At 36.9% G+C, this 16807-nt stretch carries 16 protein-coding genes; 13 read left to right on the top strand and 3 right to left on the bottom strand.

The features are described 5' to 3' along the window. The first annotated feature begins 35 nt into the window (after window positions 1-35). Window positions 36-3476 (top strand): pyruvate carboxylase, encoded by a 3441-nt coding sequence (gene pyc / locus V7097_RS19850; RefSeq protein ID WP_335705384.1) that lies wholly within the window; start codon window positions 36-38, stop codon window positions 3474-3476. A gap of 77 nt (window positions 3477-3553) precedes the next feature. Here pyc and V7097_RS19845 read toward each other — a convergent pair whose 3' ends face one another. Next, the gene (locus V7097_RS19845; RefSeq protein ID WP_335705383.1) at window positions 3554-4531 is read right to left on the bottom strand and encodes a COX15/CtaA family protein; all 978 of its coding nucleotides are present in this window, start codon (window positions 4529-4531) and stop codon (window positions 3554-3556) included. Window positions 4532-5191: 660 nt separating this feature from the next. Here V7097_RS19845 and cyoE point away from each other — a divergent pair. The 9 genes from cyoE (at window position 5192) to V7097_RS19800 (ending at window position 12939) form a co-directional block, all read left to right on the top strand. Next, window positions 5192-6130 carry a heme o synthase gene (gene cyoE / locus V7097_RS19840; protein ID WP_335705382.1) on the top strand — a complete coding sequence of 313 codons (939 nt, stop codon included), beginning with the start codon at window positions 5192-5194 and terminating at the stop codon, window positions 6128-6130. A gap of 107 nt (window positions 6131-6237) precedes the next feature. Then, on the top strand, window positions 6238-7305 hold the full coding sequence (gene coxB, locus V7097_RS19835) for a cytochrome c oxidase subunit II (protein ID WP_335705381.1): 1068 nt from the start codon (window positions 6238-6240) through the stop codon (window positions 7303-7305). A gap of 25 nt (window positions 7306-7330) precedes the next feature. Next, a complete protein-coding gene (ctaD, locus tag V7097_RS19830; protein WP_438824259.1) occupies window positions 7331-9205 on the top strand; it encodes a cytochrome c oxidase subunit I in 1875 nt (624 codons plus the stop codon). Further along, window positions 9205-9825 carry a cytochrome (ubi)quinol oxidase subunit III gene (locus V7097_RS19825; protein WP_335705380.1) on the top strand — a complete coding sequence of 207 codons (621 nt, stop codon included), beginning with the start codon at window positions 9205-9207 and terminating at the stop codon, window positions 9823-9825. Before ctaD ends, V7097_RS19825 begins: the two co-directional genes overlap by 1 nt. A gap of 4 nt (window positions 9826-9829) precedes the next feature. Further along, window positions 9830-10156 (top strand): cytochrome c oxidase subunit IVB, encoded by a 327-nt coding sequence (gene ctaF / locus V7097_RS19820; RefSeq protein ID WP_335705379.1) that lies wholly within the window; start codon window positions 9830-9832, stop codon window positions 10154-10156. A gap of 166 nt (window positions 10157-10322) precedes the next feature. Then, a complete protein-coding gene (gene ctaG / locus V7097_RS19815; protein ID WP_438824258.1) occupies window positions 10323-11222 on the top strand; it encodes a cytochrome c oxidase assembly factor CtaG in 900 nt (299 codons plus the stop codon). A 25-nt stretch (window positions 11223-11247) separates the two neighbouring features. Then, window positions 11248-11709 (top strand): DUF420 domain-containing protein, encoded by a 462-nt coding sequence (locus tag V7097_RS19810; protein WP_335705377.1) that lies wholly within the window; start codon window positions 11248-11250, stop codon window positions 11707-11709. Between the two features lie 140 nt (window positions 11710-11849). Next, window positions 11850-12359: a GNAT family N-acetyltransferase gene (locus V7097_RS19805; RefSeq protein WP_335705376.1), complete on the top strand. Its 510-nt coding sequence runs from the start codon at window positions 11850-11852 to the stop codon at window positions 12357-12359. A 217-nt stretch (window positions 12360-12576) separates the two neighbouring features. Then, window positions 12577-12939: an Asp23/Gls24 family envelope stress response protein gene (locus V7097_RS19800; protein ID WP_335705375.1), complete on the top strand. Its 363-nt coding sequence runs from the start codon at window positions 12577-12579 to the stop codon at window positions 12937-12939. Between the two features lie 167 nt (window positions 12940-13106). On the opposite strand, the gene V7097_RS19795 is transcribed toward V7097_RS19800, so the two are convergent. Continuing rightward, window positions 13107-13475: a YugN family protein gene (locus V7097_RS19795; RefSeq protein WP_335705374.1), complete on the bottom strand. Its 369-nt coding sequence runs from the start codon at window positions 13473-13475 to the stop codon at window positions 13107-13109. A gap of 406 nt (window positions 13476-13881) precedes the next feature. Here V7097_RS19795 and safA point away from each other — a divergent pair, with 406 nt between their 5' ends. The 3 genes from safA (at window position 13882) to V7097_RS19780 (ending at window position 16116) form a co-directional block, all read left to right on the top strand. Then, window positions 13882-14499, top strand: coding sequence for a SafA/ExsA family spore coat assembly protein (gene safA, locus V7097_RS19790; protein ID WP_438824257.1), 618 nt, complete (start codon window positions 13882-13884; stop codon window positions 14497-14499). Window positions 14500-14522: 23 nt separating this feature from the next. Continuing rightward, the gene (locus V7097_RS19785) at window positions 14523-14948 is read left to right on the top strand and encodes a CBS domain-containing protein (RefSeq protein ID WP_335705373.1); all 426 of its coding nucleotides are present in this window, start codon (window positions 14523-14525) and stop codon (window positions 14946-14948) included. 196 nt (window positions 14949-15144) lie between these two features. Continuing rightward, the gene (locus V7097_RS19780; RefSeq protein WP_335705372.1) at window positions 15145-16116 is read left to right on the top strand and encodes a CAP domain-containing protein; all 972 of its coding nucleotides are present in this window, start codon (window positions 15145-15147) and stop codon (window positions 16114-16116) included. A gap of 57 nt (window positions 16117-16173) precedes the next feature. Here V7097_RS19780 and V7097_RS19775 read toward each other — a convergent pair whose 3' ends face one another. Beyond that, window positions 16174-16671, bottom strand: a complete 498-nt coding sequence (locus V7097_RS19775) for a PaaI family thioesterase (RefSeq protein ID WP_335705371.1) — start codon at window positions 16669-16671, stop codon at window positions 16174-16176. Between the last annotated feature and the right edge of the window lie 136 nt (window positions 16672-16807).

Here is a 16807-nt window from a genome sequence, read left to right as displayed (position 1 = left end):
TATAATTTTGGAAATGTGTTAGAAGGAGGATTTATATGGACAAGCGCATCAAGAAGGTTCTAGTAGCCAATCGAGGAGAAATTGCAATACGTGTTTTTAGGGCATGTACGGAGTTAAATATTCGTACTGTTGCTATCTATTCTAAGGAAGATGCAGGCTCTTATCACCGCTATAAAGCGGATGAGGCTTATTTAGTTGGTGAAGGAAAGAAACCAATTGATGCCTATTTGGATATTGAAGGAATTATTGAAATTGCAAAAGAAAATGATGTTGATGCCATTCATCCAGGATATGGATTTTTATCCGAGAATCTTGATTTTGCACGAAGATGTGAGGAAGAGGGGATTATTTTCATTGGCCCTAGAACTTCACATTTAGATATGTTTGGTGACAAGGTAAAGGCAAGACACCAAGCAGTAAAAGCAGAAATCCCGGTTATTCCTGGTAGTGATGGACCATTAAAAAGCTTAGAAGAGGCAGTAAGATTTGGAGAAGAAAACGGCTATCCTGTAATCATCAAGGCATCTCTTGGTGGAGGCGGACGCGGAATGCGTATTGTCCGTAACAAGGCAGGAATTAAAGAATCGTACGAACGTGCTAAATCAGAAGCTAAAGCTGCATTTGGCAGTGATGAAGTATATATTGAAAAGCTAATTGAAAATCCAAAACATATTGAAGTTCAAATCATCGGTGATAGCAGGGGAAATATCGTTCATCTCTATGAGCGCGATTGCTCTGTTCAAAGACGTCATCAAAAAGTGGTTGAAGTAGCACCAAGCGTTTCATTATCGCAAGAATTACGCCAAGATATTTGTGATGCTGCGGTTAACCTAATGAAAAATGTTCAGTATGTGAATGCTGGAACTGTTGAATTCCTTGTAGCGAATGAAGAATTCTACTTTATCGAAGTAAATCCACGTGTGCAGGTTGAACATACAATCACGGAAATGATTACTGGAATTGATATCGTTCAAACACAAATCAAGGTTGCAGAGGGTCATTCCTTACACAGTAATGAAATTGGCATCCCGGCACAGGAAGAAATTAATACTCATGGGTATGCAATTCAATCCCGTGTAACAACAGAAGACCCTTTAAATAATTTTATGCCTGATACAGGTAAAATTAGCGCATATAGAAGTGGTGGCGGATTTGGTGTTCGTTTAGATGCTGGAAACGGATTCCAAGGTGCAGTTATTACACCTTATTATGATTCACTATTAGTTAAGCTATCTACACAAGCGTTGACTTTTGAGCATGCTGCATCCAAAATGGTCAGAAACTTGAAGGAATTCAGAATCCGTGGAATTAAAACGAATATTCCGTTCTTGGAAAATGTTGTAAAGCATGAGAAATTCTTATCAGGTGAATATGATACTTCATTTATTGATTCATCACCTGAGTTGTTTATTTTCCCTAAACCTAAGGATCGCGGTACGAAGATGCTAGCCTATATTGGAACAGTTACCGTCAACGGTTTCCCTGGTGTTGAAAAGAAAAGAAAGCCTGTGTTTGATAAGCCATTCTTACCTAAAGTAAGACATGGTGAGCCAATACCGACAGGAACAAAGCAGATTCTGGATCAACATGGTCCTGAAGGTGTAGTGAACTGGGTAAAGGAACAAAAACAAGTCCTTTTTACTGATACAACATTCCGTGATGCCCACCAATCACTACTTGCTACAAGAATTAGAACGAATGATATTACGCATATTGCAGACCCAACAGCTAGATTATTACCGGAGTTATTCTCACTTGAGATGTGGGGTGGAGCAACATTTGATGTGGCATACCGCTTCTTAAATGAGGATCCTTGGGAGCGTCTTGCAACATTAAGAAAGCAGGCCCCAAATATTTTATTCCAAATGCTGCTTCGTGCGTCAAATGCAGTTGGATATAAAAATTACCCGGATAATCTGATCCGTGAATTTGTTAAAGAATCAGCGGAGTCTGGAATCGATGTATTCCGTATCTTTGACAGCTTAAACTGGGTGAAAGGTATGACATTAGCGATTGATTCAGTTCGTAACAATGGAAAAATTGCTGAAGCAGCTATTTGTTACACTGGCGACATTACTGATCCAACACGTACCAAATATGATTTACAATATTACAAAGTCCTAGCAAAAGAACTAGAGCAATCAGGTGCACATATTCTTGGAATCAAGGATATGGCAGGATTGCTAAAGCCTCAAGCAGCATATGCGTTAATTTCTGAATTGAAGGAGACAGTATCGATTCCAATTCACTTACACACGCATGATACAAGTGGAAATGGATTATTCACTTATGCAAAAGCGATTGAAGCGGGTGTTGATATTGTCGATGTAGCGGTAAGTTCAATGGCTGGTCTAACATCTCAACCAAGTGCAAACTCATTATTATATGCACTAGAAGGTACTGAAAGAAAGCCTGAACTTTCTGTAACAGCTTATGAAGAGATTGCACGTTACTGGGAAGGTGTTCGTAGTTACTATCAAGATTTCGAAAGTGGCATGAATGCTCCACATACTGAAATCTACCAGCACGAAATGCCTGGTGGACAATATAGTAACCTTCAACAACAAGCTAAGGGAGTTGGACTTGGCTCTAGATGGGAAGAGGTTAAAGAAATGTATCGTCGTGTAAATGAAATGTTCGGCGATATTGTTAAGGTAACACCATCTTCTAAAGTAGTTGGAGATATGGCACTATATATGGTTCAAAACAACCTAACTGAAGATGATATTTATGAAAGAGGAGAAACACTAGATTTTCCTGATTCCGTAGTAGAATTATTTGAAGGATATTTAGGTCAACCACATGGTGGATTCCCTAGAGAGCTTCAACGCATCATTTTAAAGGGACGAGAGCCTATTACCGTTCGCCCTGGTGAATTACTAGAGTCTGTTGATTTCAGTGATGTAAAAGATACATTAACTCACAGCCTAAATCGTGATGTGGCGAATAAAGATATGATCTCATATGCGTTATATCCTAAGGTATTCATGGACTACCAAAAAACGTTTGAGCTGTTTGGCGATATTTCAGTTTTAGATACACCAACTTTCCTTTATGGTATGAGACTTGGTGAGGAAATTGAAGTAGAGATTGAACAGGGGAAGACATTAATTGTTAAACTTGTTTCGGTTGGTCAAGCTCAGCCCGACGGCACAAGGATTGTCTATTTTGAATTGAATGGTCAGCCTCGTGAAGTTATCGTTAAGGATTCAAATATCAAATCAACTGTTGTTGCAAAGTTAAAGGCAGATCGTGATAACGAAAACCATATTGGCGCTACAATGCCAGGTACAGTTGTTAAAGTATTAGTAGAAAAAGGCGATAAAGTAAATAAAGGAGACCATCTCATGATCACAGAAGCAATGAAGATGGAAACTACTGTTCAAGCTCCATTCTCAGGTGTAGTAAAGGATATTCACGTTGCGAATGGTGAAGCTATCCAAACAGGTGACCTTTTACTAGAACTAACAAAATAATCTCAAAGAGCCCCAAAGACAAATTTTGGGGCTCTTTTTATGCAAAAAAACTGAGGGAGACCCTCAGTTTTTTTGTGTTATTGAACTGTGACAGTTTGATTTTGATTAATTGTTTCTCCATTTGCATTTTCAGCTTCTTCTTTTAATGTCACTTCATTTCGCTTACTTCTTGAAGATAACAATATAAAGTAACTAAAAACACCAAATAAACAAGCGATAAATAAAGCATGTGCAAGAGCGACAAAAAGATTAAGGTCGGAGAATACAACAACTGCACCTGAAATGACTTGTAACGAAATTAATCCTAGTACAATCATCCAACCATGATAGAGAACCTTTTCGTGCTTATAATGCCTAAAAATTCGGATAGCAAGTAACAATACCCAGATAAACAATATACCAGCCAGCAGTCTATGCCCCATCTGAACCCATTCATGCATTTGAGTAGGGAGGCCAATATTGTTATATGTACAAACTGGCCAATCAGGACAAGCAAGGGAAGCACCAACGTGTCGTACTAATGCACCAGTATATACAACAACTAAACTATAAATCGTTATTGCGTAAAACTGCGTTCGTAGCTTTTTGTTGATCACAAGTGAATCGGCATCAAACTTCTTATCAACTTCAAAAATAAGCAAAGTCAATAGCAACACTGACGCAAAGGATATGAGCGAAATTCCAAAATGAAGAGCTAGTACAATATCAGATTGTCCCCACATAACCGCTGCCGCACCAATCAATCCTTGTAGAACCAAGAAAAAGAATGATATAAATGCTAAAAATTTTGTTTCTCTAATGTGGCCAATTGCTTTCCAGGCCCAGATTGATAAAACGAGAACTAAGATCCCAACAACTCCAGAAACGACCCTATGACTCAGTTCAACAACCAATTCAAACGTTATTTCATCAGGAATCAACTGCCCGTGACAGAGTGGCCATGAATCTCCACAACCAGCACCAGATTCAGTTTTTGTTACAAGGGCGCCACCAAGTAACACAAACAGCATACCAATCGTAGTTAGAACCGATAACCATTTTAACGAACGGCTCAAAAAATCACCTTCTTACCTTGATAGAACAATTTATTTTCTAGTATTCAATTATATTTCTACGATATTCATCTTATCTAAATAATAGATAAAATTCAAAGAAATGCTCATCTCGATATTACACAATTTACGAATTCTTTACAACCCACCTAAATTTGAAAAAAATTTATTATTGTAGTAAAAAAGGTTGAATATTGTGAAGGAGTTTGCTAGAAATAGATAGGGAGGAGATTTAATTTTCGACAAGTTCGTAAAAACACGGGATTAACACTATTATTATAGTGCAAATAGTATTAATATCACGGTTTTGTCTTCGCCTAAAAGGTCACAAAATAGTCATAAATTCTTAACAAAATGTTCACAAAAAACCTACAAAATGTGATTTAATATACAGAAAGGGTAGTTTTTTAAATATAATTTATTATATCAACAGTATAATACCTTCATAAGATAAAATTGAACTCACTTTACATAACGCTAAACCCGAAAACGCTTTATTTATTATTACTGCGTTTTTTAAGACTGAAATAAGTACAAAATGGTTATAGATTTTCAAAATCAGATTTACCTACATAATCTACGAGGTTGGTTGATAAGTTTGCTATATTCAATACAATGTAATGTAATTGAAAGTAAGATTCAAGATAATAAGGAGGCTTCACGATGACGACGACAAGATCTGTACTTGGTACAGATGAAAAAATACAAAACAAAGAAATTCGTGATCAGGAATATCGAACCACTGCCTATAAGGATTTCCTCGCACTCATTAAAATTGGGATTGTAAATTCCAATCTTATAACTGCGTTTACGGGTGTATGGCTTGCTTTGTTTTTCACAGGTAAAAGCTTTTTGCACGAGATAGATATTGTCTTATATACGCTTATAGGCTCCGCACTAGTAATAGCTGGTTCTTGCGCAGTAAATAACTACTATGATAGAGATATTGATCATGTGATGGAACGTACTAAAGTACGTCCAACTGTAACTGGTAGAATTAATCCGAAACATGTTTTAGGATTGGGAATAATACTCATACTAATAGGAACTGGATTTCTACTTCTCACTACAGTTACTGCAGCAGTAATTGGTTTAGTAGGTGTTTTCTCATATATATTTTTATATACAATATGGTCAAAACGTAGGTATACAATTAATACCGTAATTGGTAGTATATCAGGGGCGGTGCCTCCACTCATTGGTTGGGCAGCGATTGACCCAGAATTACACGCAGTAGCGTGGCTCTTGTTTTTGATTATGTTTATCTGGCAACCACCTCACTTTTTAGCACTTGCGATGAGGCGGGTAGAAGAATACCGTGCGGCAGGAGTTCCAATGTTGCCAGTTGTTCACGGGTTTGCAATGACAAAGAGACAAATCATGATTTGGGTTCTTTGCTTGCTACCACTTCCTTTTTATATGTTTTCTTTAGGCGGCCTATTTGTTTTAATTGCAACTCTCCTAAATATCGGATGGTTAGTCCTAGGATTTAGGGGATTTAAAATGAAGGATGATATCAAATGGGCAAAACAAATGTTTGTTTACTCACTTAACTACTTAACGATCATGTTTGTAACAATGATCATCGTTACACTAGTGTAGGTGGGTTTCAAAATATAAATAATTCTTCTATTTCAAGTAGGGGGATTTAATATCTTTTTCATAAAGATAGTAGCAAAATATAATTGAAAGAGGGGTTTGATTAAGCTATGAAAAAATGGCTACCAAAATTGCGCTTATTTTCACTGTTAAGTTTTATGGCGCTGCTGTTAGCAGGGTGTGGGGAACCATTCGTTTCTGCACTTACCCCAGCAGGGGAAGTTGCAAAAATGCAATACGATTTAATGATCCTTGCGACATTAATCATGGTAATCGTTATTGCAATTGTTACAGTAATCTTTGTTATTGCCTTAGTCAAATTTAGACGTAAAAAAGTTGGCGAGAACAAGATTCCTAAGCAAGTTGAGGGAAATCACACATTAGAAATAATTTGGACTACTATTCCGATTCTTTTGCTTTTGGTTCTAGCAATTCCGACTGTATCTGCTACTTTTAAATTAGCTGATGTAAAAGCGATGGAACAAGATGAAGATGCCGTTGTTGTCAATGTAACTGCAAATCTATATTGGTGGGAATTTGAATACCCTGGAGAAGGCATTGTAACTGCCCAGGAGCTTGTTGTTCCTACTGATGAAAAAGTTTATTTTAACCTTATAGCTGCAGATGTAAAGCACTCATTCTGGATCCCAGCAGCTGGAGGAAAATTAGACACTAATACAGATAACGTAAACAAATTCTGGTTAGAGTTTGACTCTGAAAAAACAGAAGAAGCAGGTGGATTACTGTATGGTAAATGTGCTGAGCTATGTGGCCCTTCACATGCTTTAATGGATTTTAAAGTAAAACCAGTTCCACGTGCAGAATATGATCAATGGATCAGCAGTATGGTTGCTGCTAAGGATGTAGAACATGTACCTGCTAATGATGTTGCAAAAGCAGGGGAGGAATTATTTACTACAAATGGCTGTCTCAACTGTCACGCAATTGATCCTGGTGAAAAGCGTCCGACTGCACCAAGCTTAGCTAATTTCGGTGATCGCTCTAGTATCGCTGGAAAATTAGAATTTAATGAAGATAATTTAAAGGATTGGTTGAAGGATCCTGAATCAATTAAGCCAGGAAATAACATGACTGATACTTATGATAGTAAAGGTTTATCTGACCAAGACTTGGATGCTTTAGCTGAATATCTAATGGGACTTAAAATCGAACAGTAAGATTATGGAATAAGGAGGTCACATTGTGAGTACTTTAACTCAGAAAAAAGGGTTTGGTGCTGTTTTATGGGATTATTTAACTACGGTTGACCATAAAAAAATTGCTAAACTTTATATAATGGCTGGTGGTTTTTTCTTCCTAGTTGGTGGAATCGAAGCCCTTATTATCAGGATTCAGCTTGCTATACCTGATAATAATTTTGTAAGTGCCGGCTTTTTTAATGAACTTTTAACTATGCATGGTACAACCATGATTTTCTTGGCAGCCATGCCGCTTTTACTTGGATTTATGAATGCCGTCATGCCACTTCAAATCGGTGCACGTGACGTTGCGTTCCCATTTGTAAATGCTTTAGGTTTCTGGTTATTCTTTTTCGGAGGAGTATTCCTAAACTTAAGTTGGTTTATGGGGGGTGCACCTGATGCTGGTTGGACTTCTTATGCGTCACTTGCATTACACTCAGAAGGTCATGGTATTGACTTCTATGTACTAGGACTTCAAATTTCAGGTATTGGTACATTAATTGGTGGTATTAACTTTCTAGCGACTATCATCACTATGAGAGCACCTGGAATGACATATATGCGTATGCCATTATTCACATGGACTACGTTTGTAGCATCAGCATTAATTCTATTTGCATTCCCTCCATTAACTGTAGGGTTATTATTAATGATGTTTGACCGTATCTTTGGTACAGCTTTCTTCGTTCCATCAATGGGCGGAAATACAATCATTTGGGAACACTTATTCTGGATCTTCGGACACCCAGAAGTGTATATCTTAATTCTCCCAGCGTTCGGTATTTTCTCTGAGATTTTTGCTACATTCTCTAGAAAAAGACTATTCGGATATTCTTCAATGGTATTCGCAACAGTTCTAATTGGTTTCTTAGGATTCATGGTGTGGGCTCACCACATGTTTACAACAGGTTTAGGACCAATTGCGAACTCAATTTTCGCGGTAGCTACAATGGCAATTGCCGTACCAACCGGTATTAAAATCTTTAACTGGCTCTTCACAATGTGGGGCGGTTCAATGAAATTTACAACACCTATGTTATATGCAGTTGCATTTATTCCATCTTTCATCATGGGTGGGGTGACTGGTGTTATGTTAGGTTCTGCGCCAGCAGACTATCAGTATCATGATACTTATTTCGTAGTTGCTCACTTCCACTATGTTATTGTTGGTGGTGTTGTATTAGCAGTATTCGCAGCTACTCACTACTGGTGGCCAAAAATGTTTGGTAAAATTCTAAACGAAACTTTAGGTAAAATCACTTTCTGGTTATTCCTAATCGGTTTCCATTTAACTTTCTTTATCCAGCACTTCCTTGGTCTAATGGGTATGCCACGACGTGTATTCACTTTCTTACCTAACCATGGTTGGGACCTTGGAAACATGATCAGTTCAGTTGGTGCTGCATTTATGGCAGTTGGAGTACTAGTTCTTCTTTATAACGTTGTGATTACATCTATTAAAGGAGAAAATGTTTCTGCCGATGCATGGGGTGATGGCCGTACACTTGAGTGGGCAATCGCTTCACCACCACCAGAATATAACTTTAAGCAATTACCTTTAGTTCGTGGTTTAGATGCTTTGTGGGTAGAAAAAATGCAAGGCAAAAAAGAAATGACTCCTGCAGAACCACTTGGAGACATTCATATGCCAAACAGCTCATTCTTACCTTTCACGATTTCTTTAGGACTATTTGTTGCAGCATTTGGTTTCTTGCACCATCCAGATGGTGTAAGTTGGTCAGTTCCAGTGATGATCATTGGAGGAATCATTACATTTGGTTCTATGTTCTTACGTTCAATTATTGATGATCATGGATACCACATTCACAAAGCAGAATTAATGGATGATGACGACAAGAAAGGGGTTGAGGCATAATGCAAGTGGAAGAAAAATTAACAGCTGAAACATTTCCTGCAGAGCCTGAAAAAGCGACCCTAGAAGGAAAAAATAAATTTATCGGTTTTTGGCTTTTTCTTGGAGGCGAGACAGTTCTATTCGCTTCCCTTTTCGCAACATATCTAGCATTGAACAAAAGTAATGGTACAGGTCCAGCATCACAGGATTTGTTCGAAATACCACTTGCTTTTGCGATGACTATGATCCTTTTAACTAGTTCATTAACTAGTGTGTACGCTATGTATCATATGAAAAACTTTAATTTCAAGAAAATGCAGCTTTGGTTAGGTCTAACTGTACTACTTGGTGCAGCTTTCTTAGGATTAGAAATCTATGAGTTTCAACATTATGTACATTTAGGTCATACAATCACAGGTAGTGCATTTGGATCCGCATTCTATTTACTTGTAGGAACTCACGGTGCTCACGTGCTATTCGGATTATGTTGGGCTCTTACAATAATGTTCCGAAACGCTAACCGTGGATTAGATCTATATAATGCACCTAAGTTTTATGTCTTTAGCCTTTACTGGCACTTTATTGACGTAGTATGGGTGTTCATCTTTACTGTTGTATATCTAATGGGAATGGTGGGATAATCACATGGCAAATAATTCAAATAACACAAATGTTGATTTAGCCTATCGTAGAAGAAAAAGTGCGGAAGAAATGAAACATCATGTTATTTCTTTTGCCCTCATGATTTTCCTTACGATCATTGCCTTTATTGCAGTTGGATCTGGTCAATTTTCACCATATGTTGTAGTACCATTCATCCTACTTCTAGCTGTAATTCAGGTTATCTTACAATTGTATTACTTCATGCACATGAATCATAAAGGACATGAAGCACCAAAAATGTTCATGTTTTCAGGAGTATTAATTGCTGCTGTAACAGTCCTATGCTTCATGACAATCATTTGGTGGTAAGAGTTGGAAAAAGTCGGTGTAAAAGCCGACTTTTTTTCAATCTCTAGCACTTTTCTAATTTAGACAAGAAATGTTCATAAATGGTTTGTTTGCATGGCTATTTCCCTAAGAGTATAATTAATAGTATCTGTATATTGTTTATATTACTAAAAGGGGTGAGTTGAAGATGTCTATAGATATCTTTGGTTTTCGGGCATTATGGAGTCCCTATTTTTTAGCTTCACTTATAGTCGTTACGATTCTATATTTAATGATTGTTGGTCCATGGAGACATCGATTTGCCCATTCTGAACCTACGTCAGTTAAAACAAAGATTTTATTTGTGATAGGGATTATCCTACTTTATTTGTGCAAAGGAAGTCCGCTTGATCTATTAGGCCATATGACTATGACTGCTCATATGACGCAAATGGCTGTTCTTTATTTAATTGTACCGGCATTTTTTATTTTAGGTGTGCCAAACTGGTTATGGAGAAAGTTTATAAATCTCAAAGTAGTAAAGCCACTTTTTAAGTTCCTTACAAAGCCTTTAATTGCTTTAGTAATGTTTAACGGTTCTTTTTCTTTTTATCATATCCCACTACTTTTTGACTTTGTAAAAACAGATGTATTCATTCATGCCGCAACGACAACTTTTATTTTTATTGCTGCCTTCTTTATGTGGTGGCCATTAATCAATAAATTAGAAGAGTGGAACACATTGAGTGGTCTTAAAAAAGTTGCGTATATTTTTGCTGATGGTATGTTATTAACACCTGCATGTGCCCTAATCATTTTTTCAGATACAGCAATGTATTCAACATATACTGATCTGAGTTCGTGGATGACTGCACTCGCACTTTGTGTACCAGCATCTATGCTAGCAAGTATTAATCTTACTGGTCCAGAGATGTTTAACTTTATGCCGCCGCTCGAAGACCAACGTACTGGCGGTGTCATAATGAAAATTATTCAAGAGTTTGTGTACGCTATTCTACTAGCTAAGGTATTCTTTGAATGGGTTCGTAAAGAGCGAGAAGAAGAAAAAATATTAGACGAGCAATTACTTAAACCACAAACGAATTAAAGAGAAACTGTGAGAGAGGTTAAACATGAATTTACCGATTCTGCCTACATTGAGCACGACTTTTATCATTTTAAGTGCAGTAACTGTTGCCATCGGTTGGTATTTGATTAAACAGAAAAAAATAGATGCTCATAAAAAAGCGATGACGACTGCTGCTATTTTTGCTTTGATTTTCTTTGTTATTTATATGTCAAGAACGATTTTTATCGGAAATACATCATTTGGTGGTCCTGACGATGTGAAGGTATACTATACGATTTTCTTAATCTTTCATATTTTCCTGGCAACAACAGGTGCGATATTCGGGGTCATTACACTATATCTTGGCTATAAAAATAAAATTGCAAAGCATCGCAAGCTTGGACCAATTACAAGCATTATTTGGTTTTTCTCAGCTCTAACGGGTGTTGCGGTATATTTCTTACTGTACGTCTTTTATAAGGGCGGGGAAACAACATCCATGTTAAAAGCAATATTAGGTTTTTAACGATATCCAAATATTATTGTTTGTAATATGTATAAGGTGTTCTAGAATACAATATTCTAGAGCACCTTTTTATTTTGTATTTCGTTTCACATGTTAGTAGCTTTGAAAATTTTCATTTTCGTTTGAGGGGAGTGTTAAGGATGATTGAGATCTTTACAGAAAACTTATTATTGGTTCCATGTTCTTTGGATATTGCCAAATCATTAGTTTTTCACCGCAAAGAACTTGAAAAACGATCACCTATAACGATTCCACAAAACTGGCCAACTCCATTAATAACTGGTACTCTTCCGTTTTATATAGAAAAGCTAGAGAAGGATGAGAGTCATTATGGCTGGGGATTATGGCTAATCATTAATTACGCTGATAAACGGATCATTGGCGATATTTATCTTCATGGGAAACCGGATAAGAAAGGTAATGTCCAATTGACGTATACGATGAATCGTGATTATCAGAAGACGAAATTAACCTATGAAGCAGTTGATGCTTTAATCGATTGGCTTGTTACCCAAGCTGATGCGAAAAAGGTATTAATGGAATGTAGTGATAGTAATTATCAATCAATCAAGTTGTTTGAAAAATTAGGGATGAGATGTACAAAGAAGGATGGTAGATTTTTAACCTGGGAGCTTCGTAAGGTCATTTAAATTTATTCAGGAGTAGTCCTGAATAAATTTAAAGACTCCGGCGGATGCCACGATTTTTCAAAGGAAATTTTTCGTGCAAGCCGAAAAAAATCGGGCACAAATACGCCAAGGCGCATTTGATATGATATTTTTCTAGACGAGTGCCCAATTCATTCCTTATTGCATATGGTAGGAGTAACCTTTGTGGTTTTGAAAATGGGAAGGAGTTGTGGTTGGGTTGGTTCGAAAATCATTAGAAAATGGTTCTCTTTATATTAAGAACGATGTGTTGGCAATGATTGCTTCCATATGTGCTGAGGATACGGAAGGGATAACGATTGTTTCTGGTTTTAAGGATGGGTTTTCTGGCATTCTGAATCGGAATTTCCATAAAAACGGGATAACAGTTATTGAAGAAGAAGAAGGGATTGCCCTTGAGGTCAAGATTGCCATTGAATACGGTTTAGAAATTAAAAAGACATGCGAGCTTCTACAAGAAACCATTTCACATGAGATAAAAAGCATGACTGGCATTAGTCTTTCAAGCTTAACAATAAAAGTAGAAGGACTTACGAATTCGCAAACACTTGCGACAACATAAAAAAAGGAACAGCACGTGCTGTTCCTTTTTTGTGTACGGTTGTCTAGCTTCAGCGCCTAGCCCCTCGAGGTCATAAGCCAATCCATCAAGAAGGTTTAAAGTGCAACCTTCTCGCTGTCTTGTCTTATGCTTGTCGGGGCTGAGCAAGGCGCTTGCACTTTTCGTTTTTATGCGTTTACGACTGCATCGATTTCTTCTTTTACTTTTGCAAGGATGCGGTTACATTGATCAATTAGTGAATTAGGGAAGTTTTCATCTTCGCCATATTCAACACCGGTTGGATAATACCACTTACCAACAAAAGGTGTAAGCAATTTGATTACAGCATCTTTTGCATTTTCTTCGATAATTCCTTCAACCGCATAACCTTGTACACGAAGGTAGTAAGTATCACCTTTTAGTTCAAACTTACGGTCGTATGTAATTCTTTCATAATCCCACTGACCTGCGAGAACAAATCCTTCTGATCTCATTATGTCAGTTATTCTTGGTAAATCGATTGTTACGTTCTCAATCCCCGTTTTTTCAAATCTCATTTAAAAATCCCTCCAAAAACCGTCAACTAACGATTTATATGTTCTCAGTATAATAATAGTACGAAAAGATACAAGTTGCAACGTTTGACATTAATATGTCACTAAAAATAAAAAATATTTTATGTGAAATATAACTTTATTCGGCATGACTGAATAAAGTTATATCCTCCGGCGGATGCCATGATTTTTTAAAGGGAATTTTTCAGCATTAACTGGCACTAAGCCCTCATGAAGGGCCAACTGCCAGTAAAAGCCTGATAAAGTGAACGAAGACTAAGAACGTCACGTCCTGTGGCAACGTCTTTGTGACCTACTTTGTGTGAGCCTAAAAAAATCGAGCGCAAATACGCCAAGGCGCATTTGATTGAAATTTTTGGTCAAACTAATATGGAAAGGAGGGAAAAAATTGAAGAAGATACTTTTAATAATTACGAGCTTATTTTTTGTCTTAAGTAGTCCAATGATGGCGAATGGACAAGGTACAACTACATATACCGTACAGCGTGGGGATTCTCTATGGAAGATTGCAGTCCGTTATCAGGTTGGTTTGTCAGAAATTATTTCAGCAAACCCGCAGTTTAAAAACCCAAACCTCATATATCCAGGTCAAAAAGTCACGATTCCAATCTTGGAGAATGTCAAAAGTATTGAAAATCAAGTTATCTCTTTAACCAACCAACAACGTGCTAAATATGGTTTACCAAGCCTAAAGATTGATTGGGAGCTGTCACGTGTTGCACGCTTTAAATCGGTTGATATGAGAGATCGAAACTACTTTGACCATACTTCACCGACATATGGGTCACCATTTACAATGATGCGAAACTTTGGTGTTTCTTATCGTACTGCTGCAGAAAATATTGCAGCTGGGCAAAGAACACCACAGGAAGTCGTAAATGCATGGATGAACAGCCCTGGACATCGTGCAAATATTCTAAAGCGGGATGTTACCCATATTGGTGTTGGATACGCAGAAGGTGGTTCAAAGAGACAATACTGGACACAAATGTTTATTGGAAAATAAATGGATAGAAAGTGGAGGTTACAATGAACTCTGTTCGCGACGTAATGAGTACTGATATTGAATATTGTACGCCCCTTGATAATGTATATGAAGTTGCCGTTAAAATGAAGGATTTAGATATTGGTGCGATTCCCATTTTGGAGGATAAGAAATTAATTGGAATGATCACTGATCGTGATTTAGTAGTTCGAGGATATGCAGAAAAAAGATCTGGTTCAAATCAAGTGACAAATGTAATGAGTGAAAACTTAATTACTTGTACACCTGATACTTCTCTTGAGGAGGCTTCACAATTGATGGCAAACCATCAAATTAGACGTCTACCAGTTGTCGAAAATGATCAATTAGTTGGAATTTTATCACTAGGTGATTTATCGACAAATAAAACATCTGATAATTTTGCTGGAGAAGCATTAAGTGATATTTCCGAACAAGACCAACTTCACTAAAGCACAGGCACCAAGAGGGTGCCTGTTTATTTTTCTTCTATAACGCATAAATCTAGCAAAATATTAATATACATGATAGAAATAAGTTCAATGTTAGGAAGTGGTTCTTCTGAAGTTTGCAAAGATTGCAGTTACCATCTTACTTTTAGCTTCTAGCATTTATTATATTTCTATTAAACATGGAAGAACAGGATTCGTGAATGGTGTTGAGCATACACCAGCAATATTAAATTATTCGAGCACATCGAAACAAAACATCCCTTATCAAAAAGAAATCCACCAATATAATGGCCTTATCTCGTTCATTGGTATGGAAAGCACGCAAATAATAGAAAAGTTAGGAGAACCTCATCGAATCGATCGCTCATCCTATGATTATGACTGGTGGGTGTATAACGCAAATCCACAAAATTACATCCAAGTTGGAATCGAAAATGGTAGAGTTGTTACTGTATTTGGAACAGGCAATGAGGTTCTCGTTGAACCTTTTGAAATCGGACAACCTATAGAAGAACTGCATACAAAAGGGTTAATAAAACCAAAAATTTCATTAAACGTAGATAAAAACCCTTATCGATTTGAATTAACAGAAGAGGAAATGAAAGCAAGACCTTTAATTGCAATGGGGAATGTCTATATTCAACTATATGTTGATATATTTACGAACAAAGTATCTAGTATTCGTATTCTAGATGGAAAAACCTTAATCAAACTTCGTCCCTATGAATTAGCATACCGAGGAAAATTACTATCAGCGAAAATAGTCACACATGTAGAATGGAAGGAAATTGAACAGGGCAACAAAGCCCAAATCCTTGATTTAACGAATGTCATTCGGATAAGACATGGTATACATTCGTTAAAAGGAGATGAACAATTAGCAGAAGTTGCTTATTTACATAGTAAAGATATGAAAGTGAATAATTACTTTGACCATACTTCCCCGACAAAAGGTGGTCTTGCGGATAGACTTGCAGAAGGAGAGGTAAGCTATCAGTTGGCAGGAGAAAATATTGCAGCCAAATATGTGGACGGGATCGCGGCTGTTGAAGGCTGGCTTAATAGTGAAGGTCATCGAGAAACACTGTTAAATGAAGAATACAATTACCTCGGAGTAGGGGTTTATGAAAAATACTACACACAAAACTTTATTCAAGTATGGGACTAAGAAGAAAAGTAAGTAATACGACAACATGTATTGCTTACTTTTCATTTTTATCCTTTGTTATTTTATTGATGGTCGGTCAATGATAAAGAAACTTCCGGTTGCATGTGCGATTAACTTTCCGTCATCACGGTAAACTCTACCTTCGGTTACACAAATTTTTGTTCCTTTATGGATTATTTGTGCAACACACCGTAATTCTTTTCCGATTCCTGGTGCCACATAATTAATTTTCATTTCGGTTGTTACTGCTACCTTTTCTTTTGGAAGGACATAATGTACAACTGAACCCATTGCGGAATCAAGCAAAGTAGCTGTGATGCCTCCATGGACAATTTGTAGTAGATTTTGAATAAGTTCCGTGTTTGGAATGGTAATTTCATAGGTTTCGTCATCAATCACTTGTCGGTCAGTTTGCATTAATGCACCAATGTATGAGCCATTTTGTTTTGTTTGTTTACGAATCACAGCATCGATTACATGTTCCATTGCTTGTCTTTCTTCCTCATTTGCCTCTAGGAAAAATGTTTGTAATTTTTGTAGAATCCGATCTTCCATTAACCTAACCTCAAATCCATAATATTTTTACTATTCCCATTTTAACAATATGAATATGGTTTTGGCAATTTGGGCGAACCATTCAATTTAATAAAGATAAACTATAGTAGGCAATTGTATAACTTTATTCAGTGGG

The sequence above is a fragment of the Bacillus sp. JJ1562 genome, from assembly GCF_036962705.1.
GTDB lineage: Bacteria > Bacillota > Bacilli > Bacillales > Bacillaceae_L > Ferdinandcohnia.
This window is presented reverse-complemented; position numbering and strand designations above follow the sequence as displayed.